The following is a 22410-nucleotide window of genomic DNA, read 5'->3' as shown; positions in this document are numbered from 1 at the left end:
GCATAAAATTTGATCGCCCCGTAAACAGATTTAATGCGTCTGCGTCTGTCTATTGCATGCTTTTTTTGGTATGTTTGCCAGGTCAAAACTTGGGTACTTCGCTCACATCCATGCACAATGGGGTGAGAGTCGAGTGCCCCGTGATGGCGAGAAGACCCATGGCCGCTATCTAATAGCCACTCACAAGACGTGCGGCGTTTCTGTGAACCGAATTGAACAGATAGGCCATATGAATGTTTGTGCAATTGATACGACAAAACCGCAAAATTCTATTGGGGTTAGGATTGGCAGGCTTGGTGGCGACCGGAGTCGCGGCCCAGTCGAATGGTGAAAACGCGCATCTTGCGATCGAAAACCCGGCGGATCTAACCAAGGAAGAGGCGCTGAGTATCTATGCCTCATTACAGCGCCGGATGGCGCGGGGATACGCCGCCGCGCAGATGGATGAGCTGCGAAATTATCAGAACTGGCCTTTGTTCAACGATGCGCCCTATATCTCGGAAACCCATGGCAGGCGGTTCGTAAACAGCTATGCCAACCGGATGGCGCACAATTACGGCACGCTGCAACCGGGTGAAAAGCTGCCTTTGGGGTCGGTGTTGGCCAAGGACAGCATGACTGTCACGGATGAGGGCAACACCCATCCCGGCGCCTTGTTCGTGATGGAGAAACTGGCCGAAGGCGCCAGCCCGGATACGGCAGATTGGCGCTATATCATGGTGATGCCGGACGGGTCGGTCTTTGGCGACACGATGGGCGACCGCGCCAGCGCCGTGTCTTATTGCCACGATTGTCACGAGGCCGTGGCGGATAGGGACTATACATTCTACGTGCCCGAAGAATATCTGGTGCAGAACTGAGCTTTCCTATCGCCCGAACCGGGCGGTGCCGATCACGTCGATCAGGCTTTGCCTGACGGGTTCGGGCTGCGATTCGACGGCGTTCAGCACCTCGCGCAGTTCGGCGCGCAACCCGTGCATCTGGTCGATCAGCGAGATCATCATCGATAGTGCATCTGCTTCCATCTCGTACTGGTCGTGTAACTCGCAGGCCAGCTCTAGTCGGGCCACGTCAAGGCTATGATAGACCAGCCCTTGTTCGGTGCTTTCAGGGATCACGATTTCGGCGGCCAGATACTCGGTCAACCGGGCTGAGGTCAGGCGAGTCACGGTTGCGATCACTTCGGATTCGGTCAGGGTGCGGGTCATGACGGCATTCCTTTGCGAGGATCATAGCGGTGTGTGTCACGCCACGTTTCCATGAAAGCCTTTAGGTCATCGTCGATCTGGTCCGGCATGGCGACGGTCAATTCGATCAGTTGGTCGCCCCGGTCGGAAGAACCGCGTTTTTTCACCCCTTTGCCCCGCAGCCGCAGGGTTTTGCCGCTGCTGGTACCCGGCGGCACGCTGACATTGACGCCGCCGTCAATAGTTGGCGCGGGGACTTTGCCGCCCAGAATGGCCTCATCAATGGTGATGGGCAGGGTGATGTGGATGTCATCACCCTGACGTTCAAACACCGGATGAGGTGCGACTGTCACGGTGACCAGAGCATCACCTGCAGGCCCGTCGCCAAACCCGGGATCCCCCTTGCCGCGAAGTCGGATGGTTTGGCCGTCTGTAATGCCTGCCGGGATCTTAACCTCGATCCGGTCGCCGTCAGGCAATGTCAGTTTCTGGCTGGCGCCAAACACAGCGTCCAGAAAGCTGATCTGCAGGCTGTAGCTGCGGTTATGCCCCGGCGCATGGAACCCCTGACTGCGTTGACCATAGTTGGCGCGCCCGCGCATGAATTCGGCGAAGATGTCCGACATATCGTCCGGGTCTGCCGCGCGCCCGCGATAGGGGTTTCCGGCAGCCTCGGCATAGTCACGATAGTATTGTTGTTGCGGACGCTCCTGGCCCGAGGCGTCAATCTCACCCCGATCGTATTGCGCCCGTTTCTCGGGGTCTTTCAGCAGATCATAAGCGGCGGCTGCGGCTTTGAATTTTGCCTCGGCCTCGGCGTCGCCGGGTTTCAGATCGGGGTGACAGTCCTTGGCGATACGCCGATAGGCTTTCTTGATCTCGGCGTCGCTGGCATCCTTGGCAACACCTAAAACGGTATAGGGATCGTCGCTCATCTCACCTCTCGTCGGTGGGGGTCTGACCTTGATACTTGGGTTTTATCATGCGATTTCAAAGACCCAAAAGAAAGAGGCTTTTGAAATACCTCGCTAAATCGCTTAATCCTGCTAATATCTGCATGTTTTGAATTGATTGCTGACGGAGACTTTAATGACGCGCAGACTCAAGTCCGTTCTGGCCCTGCTGGCTGGGAATGCCATCGGGTTGCTGCTGGCGGCGATCTTGCTGCCTGAATTTGCGATCCGGCCGATCTCGTTCATCGTGGTGGTGATCGTTTTCACGCTTATTCAATGGGTCGCCGAGCCACTGATCCTGAAACTGGGCGCAAAGCGCGCGCCTGCAATCAAGGGCGGTATCGCGTTGATCGTGACCTTTGTCGGGTTGCTGCTGACCGATCTGATCACAAATGGTCTGACTGTGGGCGGTATTTCGAACCTGCTGGCCGCAACCTTGCTGGTCTGGCTGGGGGCGTTGATCGCCAGCATCGTGCTGCCGATCTACGTGTTCACTGAACTGCGCGAGCCCAAGAAATAATCACAGCGCGTTAAGGCTGGCGTTTATCGCCTGCCACAACTCCACGACCGGCTCACACCCGACCGAAAGACGGATGAAGGCCGGGTCCACATCGTCGCCCCAGCGCGCGCGGCGTTCGGCTGAACTGTGGACGCCTCCGAAGGATGTGGCAGGACGAAGCATCGGGCAGGCGTTGATGAAGGTTTCGGCTTTGTCTTCACTGTCCAGCGTGATCGACAACAGAAACCCGAACCGCGTTGTCTGCGCTTTGGCCAGCGCGTGCGCGGGGTCAGAGGGCAGACCGGGATAGCGGATAGCTTTCACCGCAGGGTGATCCGCTAGCCGCTCGGCCAGTACCTGCGCCGAGGCGCACATCCGGTCGAACCGCACATCCAGCGTCTCTAGCCCGCGATGCAGCAGCCATGCCTCATGCGGGCCGGGGATCGCGCCAGAGACTTTGCGCCATTCCTCGACCCGCTCCATGATCTGCGGATTGCGGCTGGAGACATGGCCCATCAGCAGGTCGGAATGCCCACCCATCGCCTTGGTGTCCGAGGCGACAACCACATCCACGCCCAGATCCAGCGAGCGCTGGCCCAGCGGGGTCATGGTGGTGTTGTCAGCAATCGTGATCCCTCCGGCCGCGCGGACGGATTGTGCAATCGCGGGCAGGTCCATCATGTCCAGACCAGGGTTCGATGGGCTTTCGACAAAGACCACATCGAATCCCTCAAACCCGCCCTCAGTGAAACCGGTCGTGGGGCGTTCGGTGACGGACACACCCAGACCCGACAGGAACCGATCCGCCAACACGCGGGTGACGTAGTAGCCGTCAGAGGGGATCAGGATGCGCGACCCGGCCTTGATGGTGGCAAACAAAGCGGCCGAGATCGCCCCCATGCCCGAGGGGAACACGAGGCAAGGCGCGTCCTCCAGATGGGCCAGAACATGTTCCAGATGCACCCATGTGGGGTTGTCGACGCGGCCATAGGTTGCCAAACCATCCGGCGCGCCGGGCAGATGGTACATGCTGCTTTGCGTGAGAGGCAGCGCCACAGGGTCGCCTGCATTCAGGGCATTGCCGCGCAGGTGCAGCATCTCTCCGGGTTTCGGGGCCATCGTTCAGCGCCCCGGAATGTCGTCGCGGGGCGGGGCGGGTTCCCAGTTCTCGATGATGTCGACAGCCTCTTGCGCGGTGTCGACAAAACGGAACAGGTCCAGATCTTCTTCCGAGATGGTGCCCGCATCCGCCAGCGCCTCCCAGTTGATGACCTTTTCCCAGAACGCGCGGCCAAACAGCAGGAAGGGCACGCGGTCCATCCGGCCGGTCTGGATCAAAGTCAGGGATTCAAACAGCTCATCCATGGTGCCAAAGCCACCGGGGAAGATGGTGATGGCCCGGGCGCGCATCAGGAAATGCATCTTGCGGATGGCGAAATAGTGGAAGTTGAAGCTGAGTTCCGGCGTCACGTAGAGGTTCGGCGCCTGTTCATGCGGCAGCACGATGTTCAGCCCGATGGAACAGCCGCCCGCGTCCTGCGCGCCGCGATTGCCAGCCTCCATCACGCCGGGGCCACCGCCAGTGACAATGACATTCTCGCGACAGCCTGTCTGGTTCGACTTCTCGGTCATCAACCGGGCAAATTCACGTGCTTCGTCATAATACTCCGACAAGTCAGCCAGAGTTTTCGTGCGCGCATTGTGTTTTTGCGACGGTTCCGGGATGCGCGCGCCGCCGAACATGACGATGGTCGAGGTGATCTGACGTTCGCTCATGATCATCTCGGGCTTAAGCAGCTCCAATTGCAGGCGTACCGGGCGCAGCTCATCGCGGCACAGAAACTCGTCATCGGCAAAGGCAAGACGATAGGCGGGCGAGCGTGTCTGCGGCGTGTCCGGCACCTCGCTCGCGGTCGAGCGGTCGGTCTGCGCGTCGCGAAACGGGCTGTGGCGGTCTTCTCTCATATGTGAGGTTTCCCTGCTTGCGTGTTTGCAAAACAGCTATAGGGTTCGCGGTCAGAGCGCCAGTCACGGAAGTACAAGAATGAATTGGAAGAACGAAATTTCAGCAGCCGCAGACCGGATCGCCGGGTACGCACAGGTTACACCCGTGATGGAAAGCCGCGTTCCGGGCTACCCGATTGAGTTGAAGCTGGAGCACATGCAGCACACTGGCAGCTTCAAAGCGCGTGGGGCGTTTAATACGTTGCTCAGCATGGATGTCCCAGAGGCCGGTGTCGTGGCCGCATCGGGTGGCAATCACGGCGCAGCGGCGGCCTATGCGGCGCAGACGCTGGGCTATCCGGCCAAGATTTTCGTACCCGAACTGGCGGGTCCGTCCAAAATCGCGTTGATCGAACAAACGGGAGCAGACCTGAGTGTTGTGTCTGGCGAATACGCGAACGCGCTAACGGCGGCGCAGGATCACGCGACGCAGACCGGCGCGATGCAGATCCACGCATATGACGCGCCGGGCACCGTCGCCGGGCAAGGCACGTGTTTCGCCGAATGGGAGGCGCAAGGCCTGCAAGCCGACACAGTTCTGGTCGCTGTCGGTGGCGGAGGGCTGATCGCCGGGGCGCTGGCGTGGTTGCAAGGTGCGCGCAAGGTCGTGGCGGTCGAGCCCGAGACCTCATGCGCTTTGAATGCCGCATTGCAGGCCGGGGAGCCGGTCGATGTCCCGGTCTCGGGTATTGCGGCAAATGCGCTGGGCGCGCGGCGGATCGGATCGATTTGTTTTGGTCTGGCGCAGGGCATGACCTCGGTCTTGGTCAGCGATGCGGCCATTGCCGATGCGCAAAAGCGGCTTTGGCAAGCGCATCGGATTCTGGTCGAACCGGCAGGTGCTGCGGCTTTGGCGGCGTTGATCTCTGGCGCGTATAAGCCCGCGCCGGGGGAAAAAGTGGCCGTGCTGGTGTGCGGGGGCAATATTTCACCCGACCCGCTGATGGGCTGAGAATGCGGCTTGTGATCTTTGGGGTCGGATTTTATCTATAATCCATGAGCGCGACCATTGCCGACACCATCTACGACAGCTTGAGCCAGCAGATCATAACCGGCGCACTGACCGCCGGGGAAAAGCTGCGTCAGGATCATATTGCACGGGCCTTTGACACCAGTCATGTGCCGGTGCGCGAGGCTTTGCTGCGGTTGCAGGCCCATGGGCTGGCCAAAAGCGAACCCCGTCGTGGAATGCGCGTAACAGCGCTGGACCCGGTTGAGATGCGCGAAGTGATCGAGATGCGCGTCGCGCTGGAGCCTCTGGCGCTGCAATACGCGGTACAGAACCTGACACCTAATGCCCTGGTACGTGCAGAAGAGGCGCGACTTGCCTGTGATGCGGCTGAAACCATGCCGGAATGGGAAGCCAGGAACCGCGCCTTTCATCGCGCCATTCTGACGCCCTGCGGGTTGCCGCGTTTGCTGCGTACAATCGACGATCTGCACATCGCAAGCGCACGGTATCTGTTCGCGCATTGGCGGCCGAAATGGGAGCAGCGGGTCGACAGCGACCACGCCGCGCTGATGCAGGCGATGCAGAAGAAAGACACCGCCGGAGCGGTTGCCATTCTGGTGCGCCATATCCGGCGGGCAAGCTAGACGGCGCGCAAAACACCGCAGTGTCGATGTCCTGACGTAAACGCGCCCGCCTTCGTCGCATTGCGTCATTGTTTTCGTCTGCGTATAGGCAACACCAACGTGAACAGATTCGTCAGGGAGCCCCGAAATGTCCAACGCGCAACTGGAAGCCGCCATCGAAGCCGCATGGGAGGCACGCGATACCATCACCCCCGCCACCACCGGCGAAACACGCGAGGCCATCGAAGACACGCTGAACGCGCTGGACAGCGGCACGCTGCGTGTTGCTGAAAAGCTGGACAGTGGCGACTGGCACGTGAACCAGTGGGCCAAGAAAGCGGTCTTGCTGGGCTTCCGCATCAAGGACATGGAAATCCAGACCGGTGGCCCACAGGCCGGTGGCTGGTGGGACAAGGTGGACAGCAAGTTCGCCGGTTGGGGTGAGAACCAGTGGAAAGCCGCAGGCTTCCGCGCCGTGCCCAACTGTGTGGTCCGCAAATCAGCCTACATCGCGCCCGGCGCGGTTCTGATGCCGTCTTTCGTGAACCTCGGCGCCTACGTTGACGAAGGCACGATGGTCGACACGTGGGCCACCGTTGGGTCCTGCGCGCAGATCGGCAAGAACGTCCACCTGTCGGGCGGCGTCGGCATTGGTGGCGTGTTGGAGCCGATGCAGGCCGGCCCGACCATCATCGAAGACAACTGCTTTATCGGAGCCCGGTCGGAAGTGGTCGAGGGCTGCATCGTCCGCGAAGGCTCAGTTCTGGGCATGGGCGTGTTCATCGGCAAATCAACCAAGATCGTCGACCGCGAAACCGGTGAGGTCACCTACGGCGAAGTGCCGCCCTATTCGGTGGTCGTTGCTGGCTCCATGCCGACCAAGAACAACATCAGCCTCTATTGCGCTGTGATCGTGAAGCGGGTGGACGAAAAGACCCGCTCGAAAACCGGGATCAATGAACTGCTGCGCGACTAAACCCCGCGCCAGTCGAATACAGGCCGCAGCCCCGCGCTGCGGCCTTTATTGTTAGCCCTTGACCGGATAGCGGTCGGCTTCCTCGAACACGTCGATCACCCGCGACCCGGCCTTAATCTTACCGCCATGTTCCACACCTGAAGGGATCGAGTAACTGTCGCCGGGTCGGTAGATGCGTGTCTCATCCCCGATGGTCAATTCGATCTCGCCTTCAATGACCGTGCCCCATTGCGCCTTGTGCGAATGCATGGGCAGTTCGAAGTCTTGCAAAAAGGTAAAAAATGCCACCAAACCGGCGTCCGAGCGGATCACGGCGGATTGTACCACGTCCTCGGGGAACGGGACGTCGAGGCTGGGAAAAATGGTAATGAAATCTGGATAGGTCATATGGCCCCCTCTTGGCTGATGGCGTCACTATGGCCAGATGCCCGCCCTCATGCAATCGCTTGACCGGACAGGGGCGCGCGGCTATGGCCCCCAACATGGAAAAGCAAAAGAAACCCTCCCGTCAGCAAGTTTACACCCTGCTTGTGCAGATCGGCCGCAAAGAAGGCGACGGCCTGCCCGAAGGCGCGACCGGGGCGGCGTTGATGTGCTTTGCCAGCGGCGTGGATGAGGCCGAGGCGGTGCGCGAAACCGTAGCGATCCTGAAACAAGCCGACACCGCGCCTTTGGACGTGACCGGCTATGGCACATTGGCCGAGCGCGAAGCGCAGGGCCATGACATCGACCCGAATGAGCGCGCCCTGATGCAACGTGCGCTGGACGAGAACGCGGTCATTGTTGCTCAGATGACGCCGTTTTTCGGGAATGAAGACGCGGTCTAGTTCCGCGCGCCGAACCACTTTCGGTAAATCTCGTCATAGGTGCCGTCTTCGCGCAGGGCCAGCAGTGCCTGATTGACGTCTTCCACCAAGGGCGAGCCGGTCGGGAAAACGATCCCGTAGTTTTCGCGCAGGAAAATACCGCCGGTCATCGAAGCGAACCTGCGACCCTGATGCGTGGCATAGTAGGACAGGATCGGGGCATCGAACACGACGGCGTCCAGATCCTCGGCTTCGAACGCGGCCAGCAAGGGATCAAGACTGTCATAGCCTGCAAACTCTATCTCGCGCCGGTTCAGGAAACTGGCAGCGGTCGAGCCCGAGATCGTGCCGACCTGCTTGCCATAAAGGTCATTGACCGAATTCACGTTGCCGCTGATCGCATCCACCGTCATGACCGAGGTGATGCGCGCGGTGAACACCGAAACGATGAACAGGGACGACACCACCAGCACCACGCCCAGCAGGCGGCCAAAGGGGGTGCGCGGCATCCGTTCCTCGAACCCGCCATTCACGACCAGATTAAGCGCCCACCAGAAGGACGGAAACCATGCCTCATCTAGCTTGCGGTCGAAATAGGGCTGCGAGCGGCGCTCGAACACCCACATCAGCATCCCTCCGCCCAGCAGGATGGCAAAGGCCAGCCCGATGGCGATGAACAGCTCAACCGACAGCAAGGCTTGCAGCAGAGACGGGCGGCGCACCGCGTCCGAGGGAACCATGATCTGCAAACCGGCCTCGAAAATCGGTTGGCTGAAATCCATCTGCGTTTCACGCGCGGCGGTGATCGAGATATTGGCGATGGCCAGATCAGACGTGCCGTCTTGCACCGCAACCAGCATGTCGCCGAAGCCGTCTACGCGGTCGATCTCGTAGTCCCAGCTCAGGGCCTCGGCCAAAGCAGCCAGCAGGTCCATCGAGAATCCCACATCCGCCCCATCCTCGACATATGAGAACGGAGGACGGGTCACGGTGGTGACCGACAATGTCTGCGCCTGGCTTTGCTGTGCGAGAACCGCGAAAGTCAGGCAGATCCATGTGACAAGAATGCGAGTCATCAAAATTACCTGTTTCGCGGCCCTGTAACGCGAATTTATCGGGTGGGACAAGGTGGTCGCTGGGTCACACCTGATGTTTTGTTGGGGTATCACCCCGAGAGTTCTGTCAAAAAACGAGGTGAAGTGGCCGACTCAGGGGTTGGCAATTGGGCCAATTCGTTGAATCTGTGCGCGAACCTGCGTGTGAGGAATGGGAAAGGGGCAAAGATGACAGACCCGGTAGAGTTGACGGCGGAGCTGATCCGTTGCCAATCGGTCACACCCGAGGAGGGCGGAGCGCTGGTTCTGCTGGAAAATCTGCTGTCCGGCGCAGGCTTTGACTGTACCCGCGTAGATCGCGGTGGGGTCAGCAACCTATTCGCCCGTTGGGGCGACAAGGCGCATCCGCGTAGTTTTGGTTTCAACGGCCATACCGATGTTGTTCCCGTCGGCGATGAGGCCGCATGGACCACGCCGCCCTTCGCGGCGCAGGTGAAAGACGGTGTGATGTATGGGCGTGGCACCACGGATATGAAGTCCGGCGTGGCGGCCTTCGCTGCTGCCGCGGTTGATTTCGTGCGCGACACACCCCCCGACGGTGCGGTGATCCTGACCATTACAGGCGATGAAGAGGGCGACGCGCTAGATGGCACGACCGCCCTGCTGGACTATATGGACAGCGCAGGGGAACAGATGTCGGACTGTCTGGTTGGTGAGCCGACCTGCCCTAATACAATGGGCGAGATGATGAAGATCGGGCGGCGTGGCTCGATGAATATCTGGTTTACCGTGACTGGGGTTCAGGGCCACGCGGCCTATCCGCACCGAGCCAAGAACCCGATGCCCGCAATGGCGCGGCTGATGGACCGGTTGGCCAGCAACGAGCTGGACCAGGGTACAGACCATTTCGACGCCTCAACACTGGCCGTGGTAACGATCGACACGGGCAACCCGGCAACCAACGTGATCCCTGCACAATGTACCGGGGCGGTTAATATCCGGTTCAACGATCTGCATTCCGGGGCCAGCCTCAGCGATTGGTTGCGGGCCGAGGCCGCTGCCGTGGCCGATGAGTTCGGGGTTGAGATCGACCTGCGCATCAGGATCTCGGGCGAGAGCTTTTTGACCCCGCCGGGGCCCCTGTCCGCACTGGTCGCCAAGGCGGTTGAGGCGGAAACCGGTGTGGTGCCCGAGATGTCGACCACGGGCGGCACCTCGGACGCGCGATTTGTGAAAAATCACTGCCCGGTGGTGGAATTCGGGCTGGTGGGCCGCACGATGCATCAGGTGGACGAATGCGTCGAGGTAGCCCAGATCGAACAGCTTAAGGCGATCTATACGCGCATCCTGCGGGACTATTTCGCCTGAGATGCAGCGCACCCTTGTGATCATGGTCAAAGAGCCGCGTCCGGGTCGGGTGAAAACCCGGCTGGGCCGCGATATCGGTATGGTTGGCGCCGCGTGGTGGTTTCGCCACCAGACCCGAAACCTGATCCGGCGGCTGCGCGACCCGCGCTGGCAGATCGTGCTGGCGGTTTCGCCCGACCGCGAAGGGCTGAACAGCCGCATCTGGCCCACCGACCTGCCGCGCGCAGCGCAAGGGCGGGGAGATCTGGGTGACCGGATGGGGCGAATGTTGCGCGGGATGCCAAAAGGACCCGTCTGTCTGATCGGGGCGGATATTCCGGGCATCACGCGTAGCCATATTGCCCGCGCGTTCACAGCGCTTGGCGGAGCGCAGATGGTGTTCGGCCCTGCGCCCGATGGCGGGTATTGGCTGGTGGGCGCGCAAAGATACGGTGCGCTGCCCGACGGTCTATTTAGCAATGTGCGCTGGTCCACCGAACATGCGCTGGCGGATACGCTGGCCTCGATCCCCGGTCAGCGGGTGGGGCTGCTGGACCCGTTGCGTGATGTGGACACGGTGGCGGATCTGAAACCTTGATCCGTTTTTGGTCATGACGCCGTCGCACGCCCGTGTTACGCCAAATATATGAGTCGCATACCCACCAAGCAGGAGGTCCTTGACTGGATCTCGGCGAACCCCACCCTGACCTCGAAACGTGATATCGCCAAAGCCTTTGGGATCAAGGGCGCGGCGCGGATCGACCTGAAACGCATCCTGCGCGAGCTTGAGGCCGACGGCCATCTGGAAAAGCGCAAGCGCAGCTATGGCGACCCGGATCGTCTGCCGCCGGTCAGTGTGCTGCAGGTGAAGGCTCCGAACGCGGATGGCGATCTGTTCGCTCGTCCGCTGGAGTGGCATGGCGAAGGGGTCGAGCCTGTTGTGCTGCTGATCACCCGCGCCAGTGACCCTGCGCTGGGCGAGGGCGACCGGATTTTGGCCCGCCTGACCGTGGTGCATGAGGAAGACCACAATTATGAAGCCCGCCTGATCCGCCGCATTGGCACCAACCCGCGCAAGATCGTCGGCATCTTCCGCAAAGGGGCCGAGGGCGGGCGGATCGTGCCCATCGACAAAGCGGGCCAGAATGAGTGGCTTGTTCCCGATGGTGCGGTGCATGGCGCAAAGGATGGGGAACTGGTCGAGGCCGAACAGGCTGGGCCCAAGAACCGCATGGGCCTGCCCCGCGCCCGCATCGTAGAACGATTGGGCGATCCAACCGCGCCCAAGGCGGTGTCGCTGATTGCGATCCACCAGCATGGTATCCCCGACGACTTCCCGGACAAGGTGATCGCCGAGGCCGACAAGGCCAAACCCGTCGGTCTGAAAGGGCGCGAGGACCTGCGGGATATGCCGCTGCTGACCATCGACCCTTCGGACGCGCGGGATCATGACGACGCCTGTTACGCGCACGCCGATGACGACCCCAAGAACCCCGGCGGCCATGTGATCTGGGTCGCCATCGCCGATGTCGCCGCCTATGTGCAGCCCGGCACCGCGCTGGACCGTGAGGCACGCAAGCGCGGCAATTCCAGCTATTTCCCAGACCGCGTGGTTCCAATGCTGCCCGACCGTCTGTCGGGCGATCTGTGTTCACTGCACGAAGGCGTCCCGCGCGCCTGTATCGCCGTGCGGATGCAGATCGACGCCGAAGGCAACAAGATCGGTCATCGTTTTGTACGGGGGCTGATGCGGTCGGCCGCGTCACTGCACTATGCTGAGGTGCAGGAGGCCATCGACGGGTCGCCGAATGATCGCACCGGCCCACTGTTAGAGACAGTTCTGAAGCCGCTCTATGCCGCTTATGCCGCGTTGAAATCCGCGCGTGCGGTGCGACAGCCATTGGAGCTGGACCTGCCCGAACGCAAGATCGTCCTCAGCGACACCGGCGAAGTGACCAGCGTGGCGTTTCGCGACCGGCTGGATGCTCATAAGTTGATCGAAGAGTTCATGATCCTCGCCAACGTGGCTGCTGCTGAGACGCTGATTGCCAAACGCCGCCCGCTGCTGTTCCGCGTCCACGAAGAACCCGCGCCCGAGAAACTGGAGAGCCTGCGGGAAACGGCTCAGGCTGCCGGTTTGAACCTTGCGAAAGGGCAGGTGCTGCAAACCCGCCACCTCAACGCGCTGCTGAACGCCGCTGCTGGAACCGAAGATGCGGAACTGATCAACCTGACGACCCTGCGGTCGATGGCACAGGCCTATTACAACCCCGAAAACTTCGGCCATTTCGGTCTGGCGCTGCGGAATTATGCACATTTCACCTCGCCCATCCGCCGCTATGCGGACCTGATCGTGCATCGCGCGCTGATCTCGGCCCATGGCTGGGACAAGGATGGGCTGACCGAAGATGAAATCGCGCGGCTGGACGAAACCGCCACCCATATCTCGGACACCGAGCGGCGTTCGATGATGGCCGAGCGTGACACAACCGACCGCTATCTGGCCGCCTATCTGAGCGAGCGGGTGGGTAACGAGTTCACCGGCCGTATCAGTGGTATTGCGCGGTTCGGGGCCTTTGTGAAAATGGACGAAACCGGCGCTGATGGGTTGGTGCCCGTGCGATCCTTGGGGCGTGAGTTTTTTCATTTCGACCGCGAGGCCGGGACGCTGATGGGATCAGACACCGGGCTGATTATCGCCATCGGCCAACGCGTCACCGTGCGCCTGACTGAGGCGACGCCGGTTACGGGCGGGCTGGAGCTGGAGCTGCTGTCCATCGACGATCAGACCCTGCCGCGTGGGCGGGGTCCGGTGAAACGCGGCGCGCGGCGAAAGGCGCTCAGCAACAAGCGAAAGAAAGAAAAGATCAAGCGCAAGGTCGAACGCAAGCGCCGGCAGAAGTAGGCGCCCTGGCCGGGCCTCAGGTCACGAACCGGTGCCGTCAGCATGCGTTCGCTGGGCAAAACACGGCGCATCGGTCTTTTGCGCGCTTTGTGAATTTCCCGTTTTGCGCTATTCTTGGCCTTGAGCAGTAATCAGGACATTCGACATGCGTAAAAGCATCAGCGGCGCCGTGACCGTCGCGCTATGGGCGTCCCTTTTGCAGGTATCGCCGGGTCACGCAGAAGACGGGTCAGGGGCTTTTCAGGTGGCCTCGGCGGATGTGACGGTTTCGCTGCGTCCGGCCTTGCGGCCATCGACACAGGAGTATCGGGTGGCAACCGAAGGAAACGCACGCTTTCAGGCATGGTTGGGCGCCTTTCGCAAACGGGCGCTGGAACAGGGGATTTCGGCGGGTACTTTGGACCGGTCACTGACCGGGCTGACCTATGACAAGGACGTCATCAAACGGGACCGCAATCAGGCCGAGTTCTCAAAACCGATCTGGGACTATCTGGATTCCGCTGTGTCGAGCAAACGCATCGCTGGTGGGCGTGCCGGGTTGGATGACTACAGTCAAACCCTGAACAAGATCGAAAAGAAATATGGCGTCGAAAAAGAGGTTGTGACCGCGATCTGGGGGCTTGAGACCTCGTATGGATCATTCAAAGGCGGGGATCAGACGATCCGCTCGCTGGCGACATTGGCCTTTGACGCCCGCCGCGCGCAGTTTTTCGAGGCGCAGCTGGTTGCGGCTTTGCAGATAGTCGAGGCCGGGGATGTAGCGCCGTCCAATATGGTTGGAAGTTGGGCGGGTGCGATGGGGCATACGCAGTTCATGCCGACCTCGTATCTGGAACATGCGGTGGATTTCGACCGCGATGGTCGCAGGGATATCTGGGCCGATGATCCAACGGATGCACTAGCCTCGGCCGCGTCTTATCTGGCGCGCCATGGGTGGAAAAAGGGTCAGCCCTGGGGGGTCGAAGTGCGGTTGCCTGAAGGGTTCGACTATAGCCAGGCGCGGCGGGATTATACTCTGAAACCATCGCAATGGGCGCGGCAGGGGGTGGTGACACCGCAAGGCCGTGCGGTTCCCAACCATGGTAAGGCCGCGATCCTGCTGCCTGCTGGTGGGCAGGGGGTTGCGTTGATGGTCTTCGACAATTTCCGGGTGATCGAGAAGTACAATAGCGCGGATGCCTATGTGATCGGGGTCGGGCACCTGTCGGACCGTTTGGCGGGTGGCGCGCCGTTTCAAGGCGCGTGGCCACGTGGCGACCGGGTGCTGAGCTTTACCGAGAAGAAAGAGCTTCAGACCCGCTTGACTGAAGCCGGGTTTGATACGCAGGGCGTGGATGGACGCACGGGCCCAAATACGGTCAATGCTGTGCGAGAATATCAGCTCGCGCAGGGGTTGGTGCCGGATGGCTACCCGTCCCTGCGGTTGCTTGAGCGGTTGAGGTAAAGGGGGCGCTGCCCCCGCCGCGGCAGGCCGCGACTCCCCCGAGATATTTTTGGCCAGATGAAGCTGCGCGGATCAATTGGCGGCTCTCATCAATCCCTGTTTGGTGATTTCTGCATGCGCTTCGTCCAGTGATTTGTGGATGCGCAGGAACATTTCGTCGATATCCGCAGGTGTCACAATCAGCGGTGGCGAGATAATCATGCGGTCGCCGACATGGCGCATGATCAGATTGTTGGCAAAGCAGCGCTCGCGGCAGATCAAGCCGATCGTTCCAGCTTCGGATGCGAATTTTGCACGGCTGGATTTGTCCGGGGTTAGGGCGATTGAGCCCATCATGCCGACAATTTTCGCTTCACCCACCAGCGGGTGGCTGGTCAGAGCTTCCCATTTTTTTTTCAGGTAGGGGGCGGCGACGTCGCGGACGTGGTCCACTATGCGTTCCTCTTCGAGGATGCGCAGGTTTTCCAACGCCACGGCAGCGGCAACAGGGTGACCGGAATAGGTATAGCCGTGGTTGAATTCGGTATCGCCGATAACTTTGGCGATGTCGTCGTTGACGATGGACCCGCCGATGGGGGCGTAGCCCGAGCTTAGGCCCTTGGCGATGGTCATGATGTGCGGGCGGATGCCCATGGTTTGTGAGCCGAACCAGCTTCCGGTGCGACCGAAGCCGCAGATCACCTCATCGGCGATCAGCAGGATTTCGTATTTGTCGCAGATGCGCTGGATTTCCGGCCAATAGGTTTCGGGAGCTACAATCACGCCACCCGCGCCCTGCACGGGTTCGGCGATGAAGGCTGCAACGCGGTTTTCGCCCAACTCCAGAATCGCCTCTTCCAATTCACGCGCACGGGCCAGGCCGAACTCTTCTGGCGCCATGTCGCCGCCCTCGGCCCACCAGTTGGGTTGATTGATATGATGGACATTTGGGATCGGAATGCCGCCCTGAGCATGCATCCCAGCCATTCCGCCAAGCGACGCTGAGCCTACGGATGAGCCGTGATAGGCGTTGTGGCGGCTGATGATGATATTCTTGTCAGGCTGGCCTTTTTCGGCCCAATAGGTGCGAACGAGGCGGATATTGGTGTCATTTGCCTCGGACCCGCTGCCTGCGAAAAACACATGGTTCAGATCGTCTGGCGCCAGTTCGGCCAGTTTGTTGGCCAAGGCGATGGCGGGAACATGGGTCGTCTTGAAGAAGGTGTTGTAGTAGGGAAGCTCGCGCATTTGGCGGGCGGCGGCATCCGCCAGTTCATCGCGGCCATAGCCGATATTCACGCACCAAAGCCCGGCCATGGCATCCAGAATCTGTTCCCCTTCACTGTCGGACAAATAGATACCTTTGGCACGGGTAATGACGCGCACACCGTCCTTGCTCAGGTCAGCATTGGTCGAGAAAGGGTGCATATGGTGGGCAGCGTCCAGCGCCTGCAACTCGGCGGTCGGCATGTGGTTGGTGATGGTCGACATCGGGGAATCTCCTGCAAGAGCGGTTGGCGATCACAATATGATCAAATTTTCCCCTGTCAATCGAATCGCATTATTCTAGGACGTCGATAGTGCTCCGGCCATCAGTTCCATCCCTTGTTCGATGTCTTGCGCGGTGGCTTTTGCAACGCGCTGGGGGTCTTGATCACGCAGTGCCGAGACGATGTCCTTATGGCGATCCGGCAGGCTTTGAGTTCCGAACCGGCCGCATACGACTCGTAGGGACGGGCCGAACCGAAGCCACAGACTTTCGGCCAAATCGTTCAGAATCGGGGCGTCAGCATGAGCGTACAGAGTTTGGTGGAACTGGTGGTTCAGGCGCAGATAGCCGCCGACATCTCCGTCCGCGATGGTGCGGTCCAATCGTTGATCGATGCGGGCGAGCGCGTCTATCTCGGCCTTGCTCATGTTAAGGGTCGCACGTCTGGAAAGCTCTGATTCTATTGCAATTCTTGCGAAAATCATTTGCCCGACATCACTGTCCTTCAGCAAAGGTACACTGACCCGACGGTTGCCTTGAAACACCAGTGCGCCGTCCGAGATCAGCCTTCGGATCGCCTCGCGTACAGGGGTCATGCCAACTCCAAGCGAATCAGTCAGTCCTTGTATGGTGACAGGCTGTCCGGGCACCAGATCGCCGTACATGATCTGTGCGCGCAGTGTCTGATAGACCTGTTCATGCGCCGGCTGTTTCTGATCCCCGGAGACCTGTGAAACCGCCTTATTTTTGATCAAATCCAAGTGGTTTACCCTATTTTCGACTATGTTGACTTGCCAGGAATCTGACCTCGTGAAACCATACGATGGATCGGGGGAAAACGCAAAACTTGATCAAATCCAAAAAAACGGGAAAATACCCGCACACTTGCAGGGAGAAGAAAATGTCAATCAAAACGCTGACACTGACAGCGGTCATCGCATTGGGGACTTCGGCGGCCTTCGCCGAAGAGGTGCGTGTCTACAATTGGTCGGACTATATCGACGAGGAGCTGCTGGAGAAGTTCGAGGCCGAAACCGGCCTGACGCTGATCTACGATGTGTTCGACAGCAACGAAGTTTTGGAAACCAAAATGCTGGCTGGCGGATCGGGCTATGATGTGGTTGTGCCCTCGGGCACATTCCTTCAGCGCCAGATCCAGGCTGGGGCTTTCCAGCAACTGGATACGTCGCAGTTGGACAATTCAGGCAACCTTTGGGATGTCATTCAGGAACGCACTGCGGGCTATGACCCCGACAACGCCTATTCGATCAACTACATGTGGGGCACCACCGGGATCGGTGTGAATGTTGGCAAAGTGCGTGAGCTGCTGGGCGACGATGTTGCGCTGAATAGCATGGAACTAGTGCTGAAACCTGAGAATATGGAAAAGCTGGCCGGTTGCGGCGTTCATTTCCTGGATGCGCCCGCGGAAATGATTCCGATGACGCTGCAATTTTTGGGCGAAGACCCTGACAGCCATGATCCCAAGGTGATCGGCAAGGTCGAAGAAGTGCTGACCAGCGTGCGCCCCTACATCCAGAAATTCCACAGCTCGGAATACATTAACGCGCTGGCCAATGGCGATATCTGCGTGGCCGTGGGTTGGTCGGGTGATATTCTTCAGGCCCGTGACCGTGCCGCCGAGGCCGACAACGGAGTCGAGATTGAATATCACCCCTTCGCCGAAGGCTCGCTGATGTGGTTCGACCAGATGGCGATTCCGGCGGATGCACCGAACCCGGAAGGTGCGCATAAGTTCCTGAACTTCATCCTGGATGCCAACAACATGGCTGCGGCGTCGAACTATGTGTACTACGCCAATGGCAACAAGGCCTCGCAAGAGTTTCTTGAGGAAGACGTGATCGGCGATCCGGCGATCTATCCGGACGACGCAACGATGCAGAATCTCTACATCACCACGCCCTACCCGGCAAAAACGCAGCGGGTTGTGACCCGTCTGTGGACCAAGATCAAATCGGGTACCTGATCCGATTTCCTAAGGCAGGGCGGGTTTTCCGCCCTGCCGTTTTTCCCAAGATTGCCGAACGGGGGCTGTAGTGAACTCTGACGTCTTTGCGCCGTGGGAAGACCCACAGGCGAAACCCTTGATCCAATTCCAGAATGTCACCAAGCGGTTTGGAGACTTTACGGCAATCGACAACCTGTCTCTGGATATTTTCGAGAAAGAATTTTTCGCTCTTCTGGGGCCTTCGGGCTGCGGCAAGACCACAATGATGCGGATGTTGGCCGGGTTCGAGACGCCCACCGAAGGCCACATCATGTTGGGCGGTCAGGATATCGACCCGATCCCACCGAACAAGCGGGCGGTGAACATGATGTTCCAATCCTATGCACTGTTCCCGCATCTGAGCATCTGGGAAAACATCGCCTTTGGTCTGCGCCGGGACAACATGCCCAAACGCGACCTTGAGGACAGAGTCGAAGAAATGCTGCGCCTGACCCGGCTGACGCAATTCGCGCGTCGTAAACCGCACCAGATCTCGGGCGGGCAGCGGCAGCGGGTCGCTTTAGCACGGTCTTTGGCGAAAGCGCCAAAACTATTGCTGCTGGACGAACCGTTGGGCGCGCTGGACAAGAAGCTGCGGCAGGACACGCAGTTCGAGCTGATGGATATTCAGGAAAAGACCGGCACCACCTTTGTCATCGTGACCCACGATCAGGAGGAAGCTATGACCGTGGCCAGCCGCGTGGCCGTTATGGATCAGGGACAGCTGATGCAAGTCGCCACGCCGGACCGGATTTATGAGAACCCCAACTCGGTCTATGTCGCAGACTTTATTGGCGACGTGAACATCATTGAAGGCCGCGCCACCGCCAATGGTGAAGACACCTATCAGATCGATTGGGCCGAAGGGCAGGCCCCGTTGACCGCGACCTCGGCCAAAGGGTTTGCGCGGGGGCAGGCCTGTCATCTGGCCATCCGCCCCGAGAAGGTAACTATCTCGGCCGACCGCCCGGCGGACGCGATCAATGCGGTGCAAGGCAAGGTCCATGACATCGCCTATTTGGGGAACCTGTCCACCTATCACGTCGAATTGCCCAACGGCACGATCATCAAGGCGCAGACGGCCAATACCCGCCGTATCTCGCGCCGTTCATTCACGTGGGAAGACCCGGTCTGGCTGTCCTGGACAGCAACGGCTGCGGTTCTGCTGGCCGACTGATGCGCCGCGCCTTTCTGATCGCCGTCCCCTATGTCTGGCTGCTGGCGCTGTTCTTGGTGCCGTTCTTCATCGTCCTGAAAATCTCGCTGTCGGATATCGCGCTGGCGATTCCGCCTTATACGCCGACGCTGGATTTTTCGCAGGGCTGGTCGGGCATCAAGGATTTCTTCAGCCAGCTTGACCTGGAAAACTATGTCTGGCTGACCGAGGATGACCTTTACTGGAAAGCCTACCTGTCCAGCGTAAAAATCGCTCTGATTTCGACGTTTTTGACCCTGCTGGTGGGGTATCCGATCGCCTATGGCATGGCCCGCGCGCCTGCCGAGTGGCGCCCGACGCTGATGATGCTGGTGATCCTGCCCTTCTGGACCTCGTTCCTGATCCGCGTTTATGCGTGGATGGGTATCCTGTCGAACGAAGGTTATCTGAACCAGTTGCTGCTGTGGACAGGGCTGATCTCGACCCCGCTGACCATTCTGAACACCAACACTGCCGTCTATATCGGCATCGTCTACACCTATCTGCCGTTCATGATCCTGCCGATCTATTCGGCGCTGGAACGGATGGACGAATCTCTGATCGAGGCCGCCGAAGACCTTGGTTGTTCGCGGGTTCAAGCCTTTTGGCTTGTGACAATCCCGCTGTCGCGCCCCGGTATCATAGCAGGCTGTTTCCTTGTGATGATCCCGGTGATTGGCGAATTCGTCATCCCCTCGCTTCTGGGTGGGTCAGGCACATTGATGATCGGCAAGGTTTTGTGGGAGGAGTTCTTCTCGAACCGCGACTGGCCCGTGGCGAGCGCCGTGGCCGTAGTGCTGCTGCTGATCCTTGTGATCCCAATCGTGCTGTTCCAGCGCAACCAGCAGAAACAGACGGAGGCCGAGCAATGAACAGGCTGAGCTGGTTCAACGCGGTCTCGCTGACGCTGGGATTTGCGTTCCTCTATATCCCGATGATCATTCTGATCATCTTTTCCTTCAACGAAAGCAAGCTGGTCACCGTCTGGGCTGGCTTCTCGACCAAATGGTATGGTGAGCTGGTCCAGAACGAGGCGTTTCTGGATGCGGCATGGGTGACAATCCGGGTGGCTGTGTTCTCATCTACGCTGGCGACCATTCTGGGCACCGCCGCCGCCTATGTGCTGGTGCGTGGGGGGCGTTTCTTCGGTCGAACGCTGTTCTCCGGTATGATCTACGCCCCTCTGGTGATGCCCGAGGTAATCACCGGCCTGTCGCTGCTGCTGCTGTTCATCGGCATCGGGCTGGATCGCGGTATCCTGACCATCGTTCTGGCGCATACGACCTTTTCGATGTGTTTCGTCTCGGTCGTTGTCTCGTCGCGTTTGGTGACGTTCGATCAGTCGCTGGAAGAGGCCGCTCTGGACCTTGGTTGTTCGCCCGCGCAAGCGTTTCGCCTAGTGACATTGCCGATCATTGCGCCTGCCGTGATTTCCGGCTGGTTGCTGGCCTTTACCCTGTCGCTGGATGATCTGGTGATTGCGTCCTTTACCTCGGGGCCGTCGGCGACGACCTTGCCGATCAAGATTTTCTCGGCGGTCAGGCTGGGCGTCAGCCCCGAGATCAACGCGCTGTCAACGTTGATGATCGCCGTCGTGACAGTGGGCGTCATTACCGCGTCGCTGGTGACAAAACGCGCCATGATGCGACAAAAGCAGGATGAAATGGCCGCGGCACGGGCCGAATGAAACGGCTGTTTCCGGACTATACCTATGGTCCCGGCCCAAGGCAGGGATGCTGGTGGGACGAAACAATTGCCGCCCCCAATTGGCCGGAACAGTCTGGGGATTTGGTCGTTGACGTAGCCATTGTTGGCGCGGGTTTCACTGGCCTGTCCGCCGCGTTGCATCTGACCAAGGCCGGGGCATCCGTCGCTGTGCTTGAGGCCGAAACGCCCGGCTGGGGGGCGTCTGGCCGAAATGGTGGGTTTTGTTGCCTGGGCGGGTCGAAGCTTAACCCCAAGGCCATGACCCGTCTGTTCGGTGAGGCGGCGACAGCGGGCTATGCGCAGGCCGAGGAAGATGCCGTGCATTTGGTCGCCGATCTTCTGAGCAGTTATGAAATCGACGCCGATACCCATTCCAAAGGTGAAACCCAACTGGCGCACAATGCGCGGGCAATGGAGAGGCTGAGGAAAAGCGCCGAGACCTCGGGTGTCTTGCACGAAGCTGCAGACTTGCCCGCCTTGGGGTTCGGTGGCGCGTTCCATGGCGGATATACCACCCCCGTCGGGTTTGGTCTGAACCCAAGGAAGTACCTGTACGGGCTGGCAGACGCCGCCAAAGCGCGCGGCGCCCAGCTCTTTCAGAGAAGCCCGGTGTCAAAAATTGTCAAAACAGCGAACGGCTTTGATGTCCAGACGCCAACTGGCCGGATACAGGCGACAAATGTTTTGATCTGCACCAACGGATATTCCAGCGAGGATGTTCCGGCCTGGATGTCTGGGCGTTATTTGCCTGCGCAGTCGACCGTTCTGGTGACGCGGCCTTTGACGCAGGCCGAACTGCAGGCGCAGGGTTGGACTTCGGATCAGATGTCATATGACACCCGGAATTTGTTGCACTATTTCCGCCTGATGCCGGATCGTCGGTTCCTGTTCGGAATGCGCGGCGGCCTTCGGTCCTCGTCGCGTGCCGAGGCCGCCATTCGCCAAAAGGTTCGCCATGACTTTGCGGCGATGTTTCCCGAGTGGCGCGGGGTGGACGTCACTCATATGTGGTCGGGGATGGTGTGCCTGTCCCGCAACCTGATGCCCTATGCCGGTCCGGTGCCAGATCAGCCTGGCATGTTCGCCGGGTTTGCTTATCACGGCAACGGTGTCGCGATGGGAAGCTTTTGCGGACGGGCTCTGGCTCAACTGGCTTTGGGGCATAACCCGGACTTGCCAGAGCCGATGACCCGCAGGCCCGGTCGGTTCCCCCTGGGGCGGTGGCGACGCGCCCTGATGCCGCCTGCCTACGCGATGATGGGGCTTGCGGATTTGTAGCGC

Annotated in this window: 23 protein-coding genes; 15 read left to right on the top strand and 8 right to left on the bottom strand. The window is 59.9% G+C overall.

The window, feature by feature from the left end; genetic code table 11:
• Nucleotides 1–233: 233 nt before the first annotated feature.
• Complete coding sequence (locus GOV80_RS05150) at nt 234–860, top strand: cytochrome P460 family protein (protein ID WP_170774916.1); 627 nt, start codon at nt 234–236, stop codon at nt 858–860.
• Nucleotides 861–866: 6 nt separating this feature from the next.
• On the opposite strand, the gene GOV80_RS05145 is transcribed toward GOV80_RS05150, so the two are convergent.
• On the bottom strand, nt 867–1208 hold the full coding sequence (locus tag GOV80_RS05145; protein WP_170774914.1) for a hypothetical protein: 342 nt from the start codon (nt 1206–1208) through the stop codon (nt 867–869).
• On the bottom strand, nt 1205–2122 hold the full coding sequence (locus GOV80_RS05140) for a DnaJ C-terminal domain-containing protein (protein WP_170774911.1): 918 nt from the start codon (nt 2120–2122) through the stop codon (nt 1205–1207). Before GOV80_RS05140 ends, GOV80_RS05145 begins: the two co-directional genes overlap by 4 nt.
• Nucleotides 2123–2276: 154 nt before the next feature.
• Here GOV80_RS05140 and GOV80_RS05135 point away from each other — a divergent pair, with 154 nt between their 5' ends.
• Nucleotides 2277–2660 carry a hypothetical protein gene (locus GOV80_RS05135; protein WP_170783117.1) on the top strand — a complete coding sequence of 128 codons (384 nt, stop codon included), beginning with the start codon at nt 2277–2279 and terminating at the stop codon, nt 2658–2660.
• Here the strand turns inward: GOV80_RS05135 and GOV80_RS05130 are convergent, their stop codons facing one another.
• Both GOV80_RS05130 and GOV80_RS05125 read right to left on the bottom strand, forming a co-directional pair.
• Nucleotides 2661–3758 (bottom strand): cystathionine gamma-lyase, encoded by a 1098-nt coding sequence (locus GOV80_RS05130; protein WP_170783116.1) that lies wholly within the window; start codon nt 3756–3758, stop codon nt 2661–2663.
• 3 nt (nt 3759–3761) lie between these two features.
• A complete protein-coding gene (locus tag GOV80_RS05125; protein WP_170783115.1) occupies nt 3762–4604 on the bottom strand; it encodes an LOG family protein in 843 nt (280 codons plus the stop codon).
• 79 nt (nt 4605–4683) lie between these two features.
• Between GOV80_RS05125 and GOV80_RS05120 the strand changes: the two genes are divergently transcribed.
• The 3 genes from GOV80_RS05120 (at nt 4684) to dapD (ending at nt 7194) form a co-directional block, all read left to right on the top strand.
• A complete protein-coding gene (locus GOV80_RS05120; protein ID WP_170783114.1) occupies nt 4684–5595 on the top strand; it encodes a threonine/serine dehydratase in 912 nt (303 codons plus the stop codon).
• 44 nt (nt 5596–5639) lie between these two features.
• Nucleotides 5640–6239 carry a GntR family transcriptional regulator gene (locus GOV80_RS05115; RefSeq protein ID WP_170783113.1) on the top strand — a complete coding sequence of 200 codons (600 nt, stop codon included), beginning with the start codon at nt 5640–5642 and terminating at the stop codon, nt 6237–6239.
• Between the two features lie 127 nt (nt 6240–6366).
• Nucleotides 6367–7194 carry a 2,3,4,5-tetrahydropyridine-2,6-dicarboxylate N-succinyltransferase gene (gene dapD / locus GOV80_RS05110; protein WP_170783112.1) on the top strand — a complete coding sequence of 276 codons (828 nt, stop codon included), beginning with the start codon at nt 6367–6369 and terminating at the stop codon, nt 7192–7194.
• A 51-nt stretch (nt 7195–7245) separates the two neighbouring features.
• On the opposite strand, the gene GOV80_RS05105 is transcribed toward dapD, so the two are convergent.
• The gene (locus GOV80_RS05105) at nt 7246–7581 is read right to left on the bottom strand and encodes a cupin domain-containing protein (RefSeq protein WP_170783111.1); all 336 of its coding nucleotides are present in this window, start codon (nt 7579–7581) and stop codon (nt 7246–7248) included.
• Between the two features lie 95 nt (nt 7582–7676).
• Between GOV80_RS05105 and GOV80_RS05100 the strand changes: the two genes are divergently transcribed.
• Complete coding sequence (locus GOV80_RS05100; protein WP_170783673.1) at nt 7677–8021, top strand: hypothetical protein; 345 nt, start codon at nt 7677–7679, stop codon at nt 8019–8021.
• On the opposite strand, the gene GOV80_RS05095 is transcribed toward GOV80_RS05100, so the two are convergent.
• Nucleotides 8018–9076 (bottom strand): transporter substrate-binding domain-containing protein, encoded by a 1059-nt coding sequence (locus GOV80_RS05095; RefSeq protein ID WP_170783110.1) that lies wholly within the window; start codon nt 9074–9076, stop codon nt 8018–8020. The genes GOV80_RS05100 and GOV80_RS05095 overlap by 4 nt on opposite strands.
• Before the next feature lie 207 nt (nt 9077–9283).
• On the opposite strand from GOV80_RS05095, the gene dapE reads away from it, so the two are divergent.
• From dapE to GOV80_RS05075, 4 genes are all read left to right on the top strand, one after another.
• On the top strand, nt 9284–10423 hold the full coding sequence (gene dapE / locus GOV80_RS05090) for a succinyl-diaminopimelate desuccinylase (protein ID WP_170783109.1): 1140 nt from the start codon (nt 9284–9286) through the stop codon (nt 10421–10423).
• Between the two features lies 1 nt (nt 10424).
• The gene (locus GOV80_RS05085; RefSeq protein WP_170783108.1) at nt 10425–11000 is read left to right on the top strand and encodes a TIGR04282 family arsenosugar biosynthesis glycosyltransferase; all 576 of its coding nucleotides are present in this window, start codon (nt 10425–10427) and stop codon (nt 10998–11000) included.
• Nucleotides 11001–11048: 48 nt separating this feature from the next.
• The gene (gene rnr, locus GOV80_RS05080; RefSeq protein WP_170783107.1) at nt 11049–13307 is read left to right on the top strand and encodes a ribonuclease R; all 2259 of its coding nucleotides are present in this window, start codon (nt 11049–11051) and stop codon (nt 13305–13307) included.
• Nucleotides 13308–13452: 145 nt separating this feature from the next.
• Nucleotides 13453–14751 carry a lytic murein transglycosylase gene (locus GOV80_RS05075; protein ID WP_170783106.1) on the top strand — a complete coding sequence of 433 codons (1299 nt, stop codon included), beginning with the start codon at nt 13453–13455 and terminating at the stop codon, nt 14749–14751.
• 72 nt (nt 14752–14823) lie between these two features.
• On the opposite strand, the gene GOV80_RS05070 is transcribed toward GOV80_RS05075, so the two are convergent.
• Nucleotides 14824–16221: an aspartate aminotransferase family protein gene (locus tag GOV80_RS05070; protein ID WP_170783105.1), complete on the bottom strand. Its 1398-nt coding sequence runs from the start codon at nt 16219–16221 to the stop codon at nt 14824–14826.
• Between the two features lie 75 nt (nt 16222–16296).
• The gene (locus tag GOV80_RS05065) at nt 16297–16980 is read right to left on the bottom strand and encodes a GntR family transcriptional regulator (protein ID WP_170774884.1); all 684 of its coding nucleotides are present in this window, start codon (nt 16978–16980) and stop codon (nt 16297–16299) included.
• 140 nt (nt 16981–17120) lie between these two features.
• Between GOV80_RS05065 and GOV80_RS05060 the strand changes: the two genes are divergently transcribed.
• From GOV80_RS05060 to GOV80_RS05040, 5 genes are all read left to right on the top strand, one after another.
• On the top strand, nt 17121–18206 hold the full coding sequence (locus GOV80_RS05060) for a polyamine ABC transporter substrate-binding protein (RefSeq protein ID WP_170774881.1): 1086 nt from the start codon (nt 17121–17123) through the stop codon (nt 18204–18206).
• A gap of 70 nt (nt 18207–18276) precedes the next feature.
• Nucleotides 18277–19404 carry an ABC transporter ATP-binding protein gene (locus tag GOV80_RS05055; protein WP_170774879.1) on the top strand — a complete coding sequence of 376 codons (1128 nt, stop codon included), beginning with the start codon at nt 18277–18279 and terminating at the stop codon, nt 19402–19404.
• Nucleotides 19404–20294, top strand: a complete 891-nt coding sequence (locus GOV80_RS05050) for an ABC transporter permease subunit (protein WP_170774877.1) — start codon at nt 19404–19406, stop codon at nt 20292–20294. Before GOV80_RS05055 ends, GOV80_RS05050 begins: the two co-directional genes overlap by 1 nt.
• Nucleotides 20291–21109, top strand: coding sequence for an ABC transporter permease (locus GOV80_RS05045; protein WP_170774875.1), 819 nt, complete (start codon nt 20291–20293; stop codon nt 21107–21109). Before GOV80_RS05050 ends, GOV80_RS05045 begins: the two co-directional genes overlap by 4 nt.
• The gene (locus GOV80_RS05040; protein WP_170783104.1) at nt 21106–22407 is read left to right on the top strand and encodes an NAD(P)/FAD-dependent oxidoreductase; all 1302 of its coding nucleotides are present in this window, start codon (nt 21106–21108) and stop codon (nt 22405–22407) included. The genes GOV80_RS05045 and GOV80_RS05040 overlap by 4 nt, the downstream gene beginning before the upstream one ends.
• Nucleotides 22408–22410 lie beyond the last annotated feature (3 nt).

It is taken from the genome of Ruegeria lacuscaerulensis, from assembly GCF_013034685.1.
Classification (GTDB): domain Bacteria; phylum Pseudomonadota; class Alphaproteobacteria; order Rhodobacterales; family Rhodobacteraceae; genus Ruegeria; species Ruegeria lacuscaerulensis_B.
Note: the sequence above shows the minus strand (reverse complement) of the source record. Positions and strands in the feature narration are given on the sequence as shown.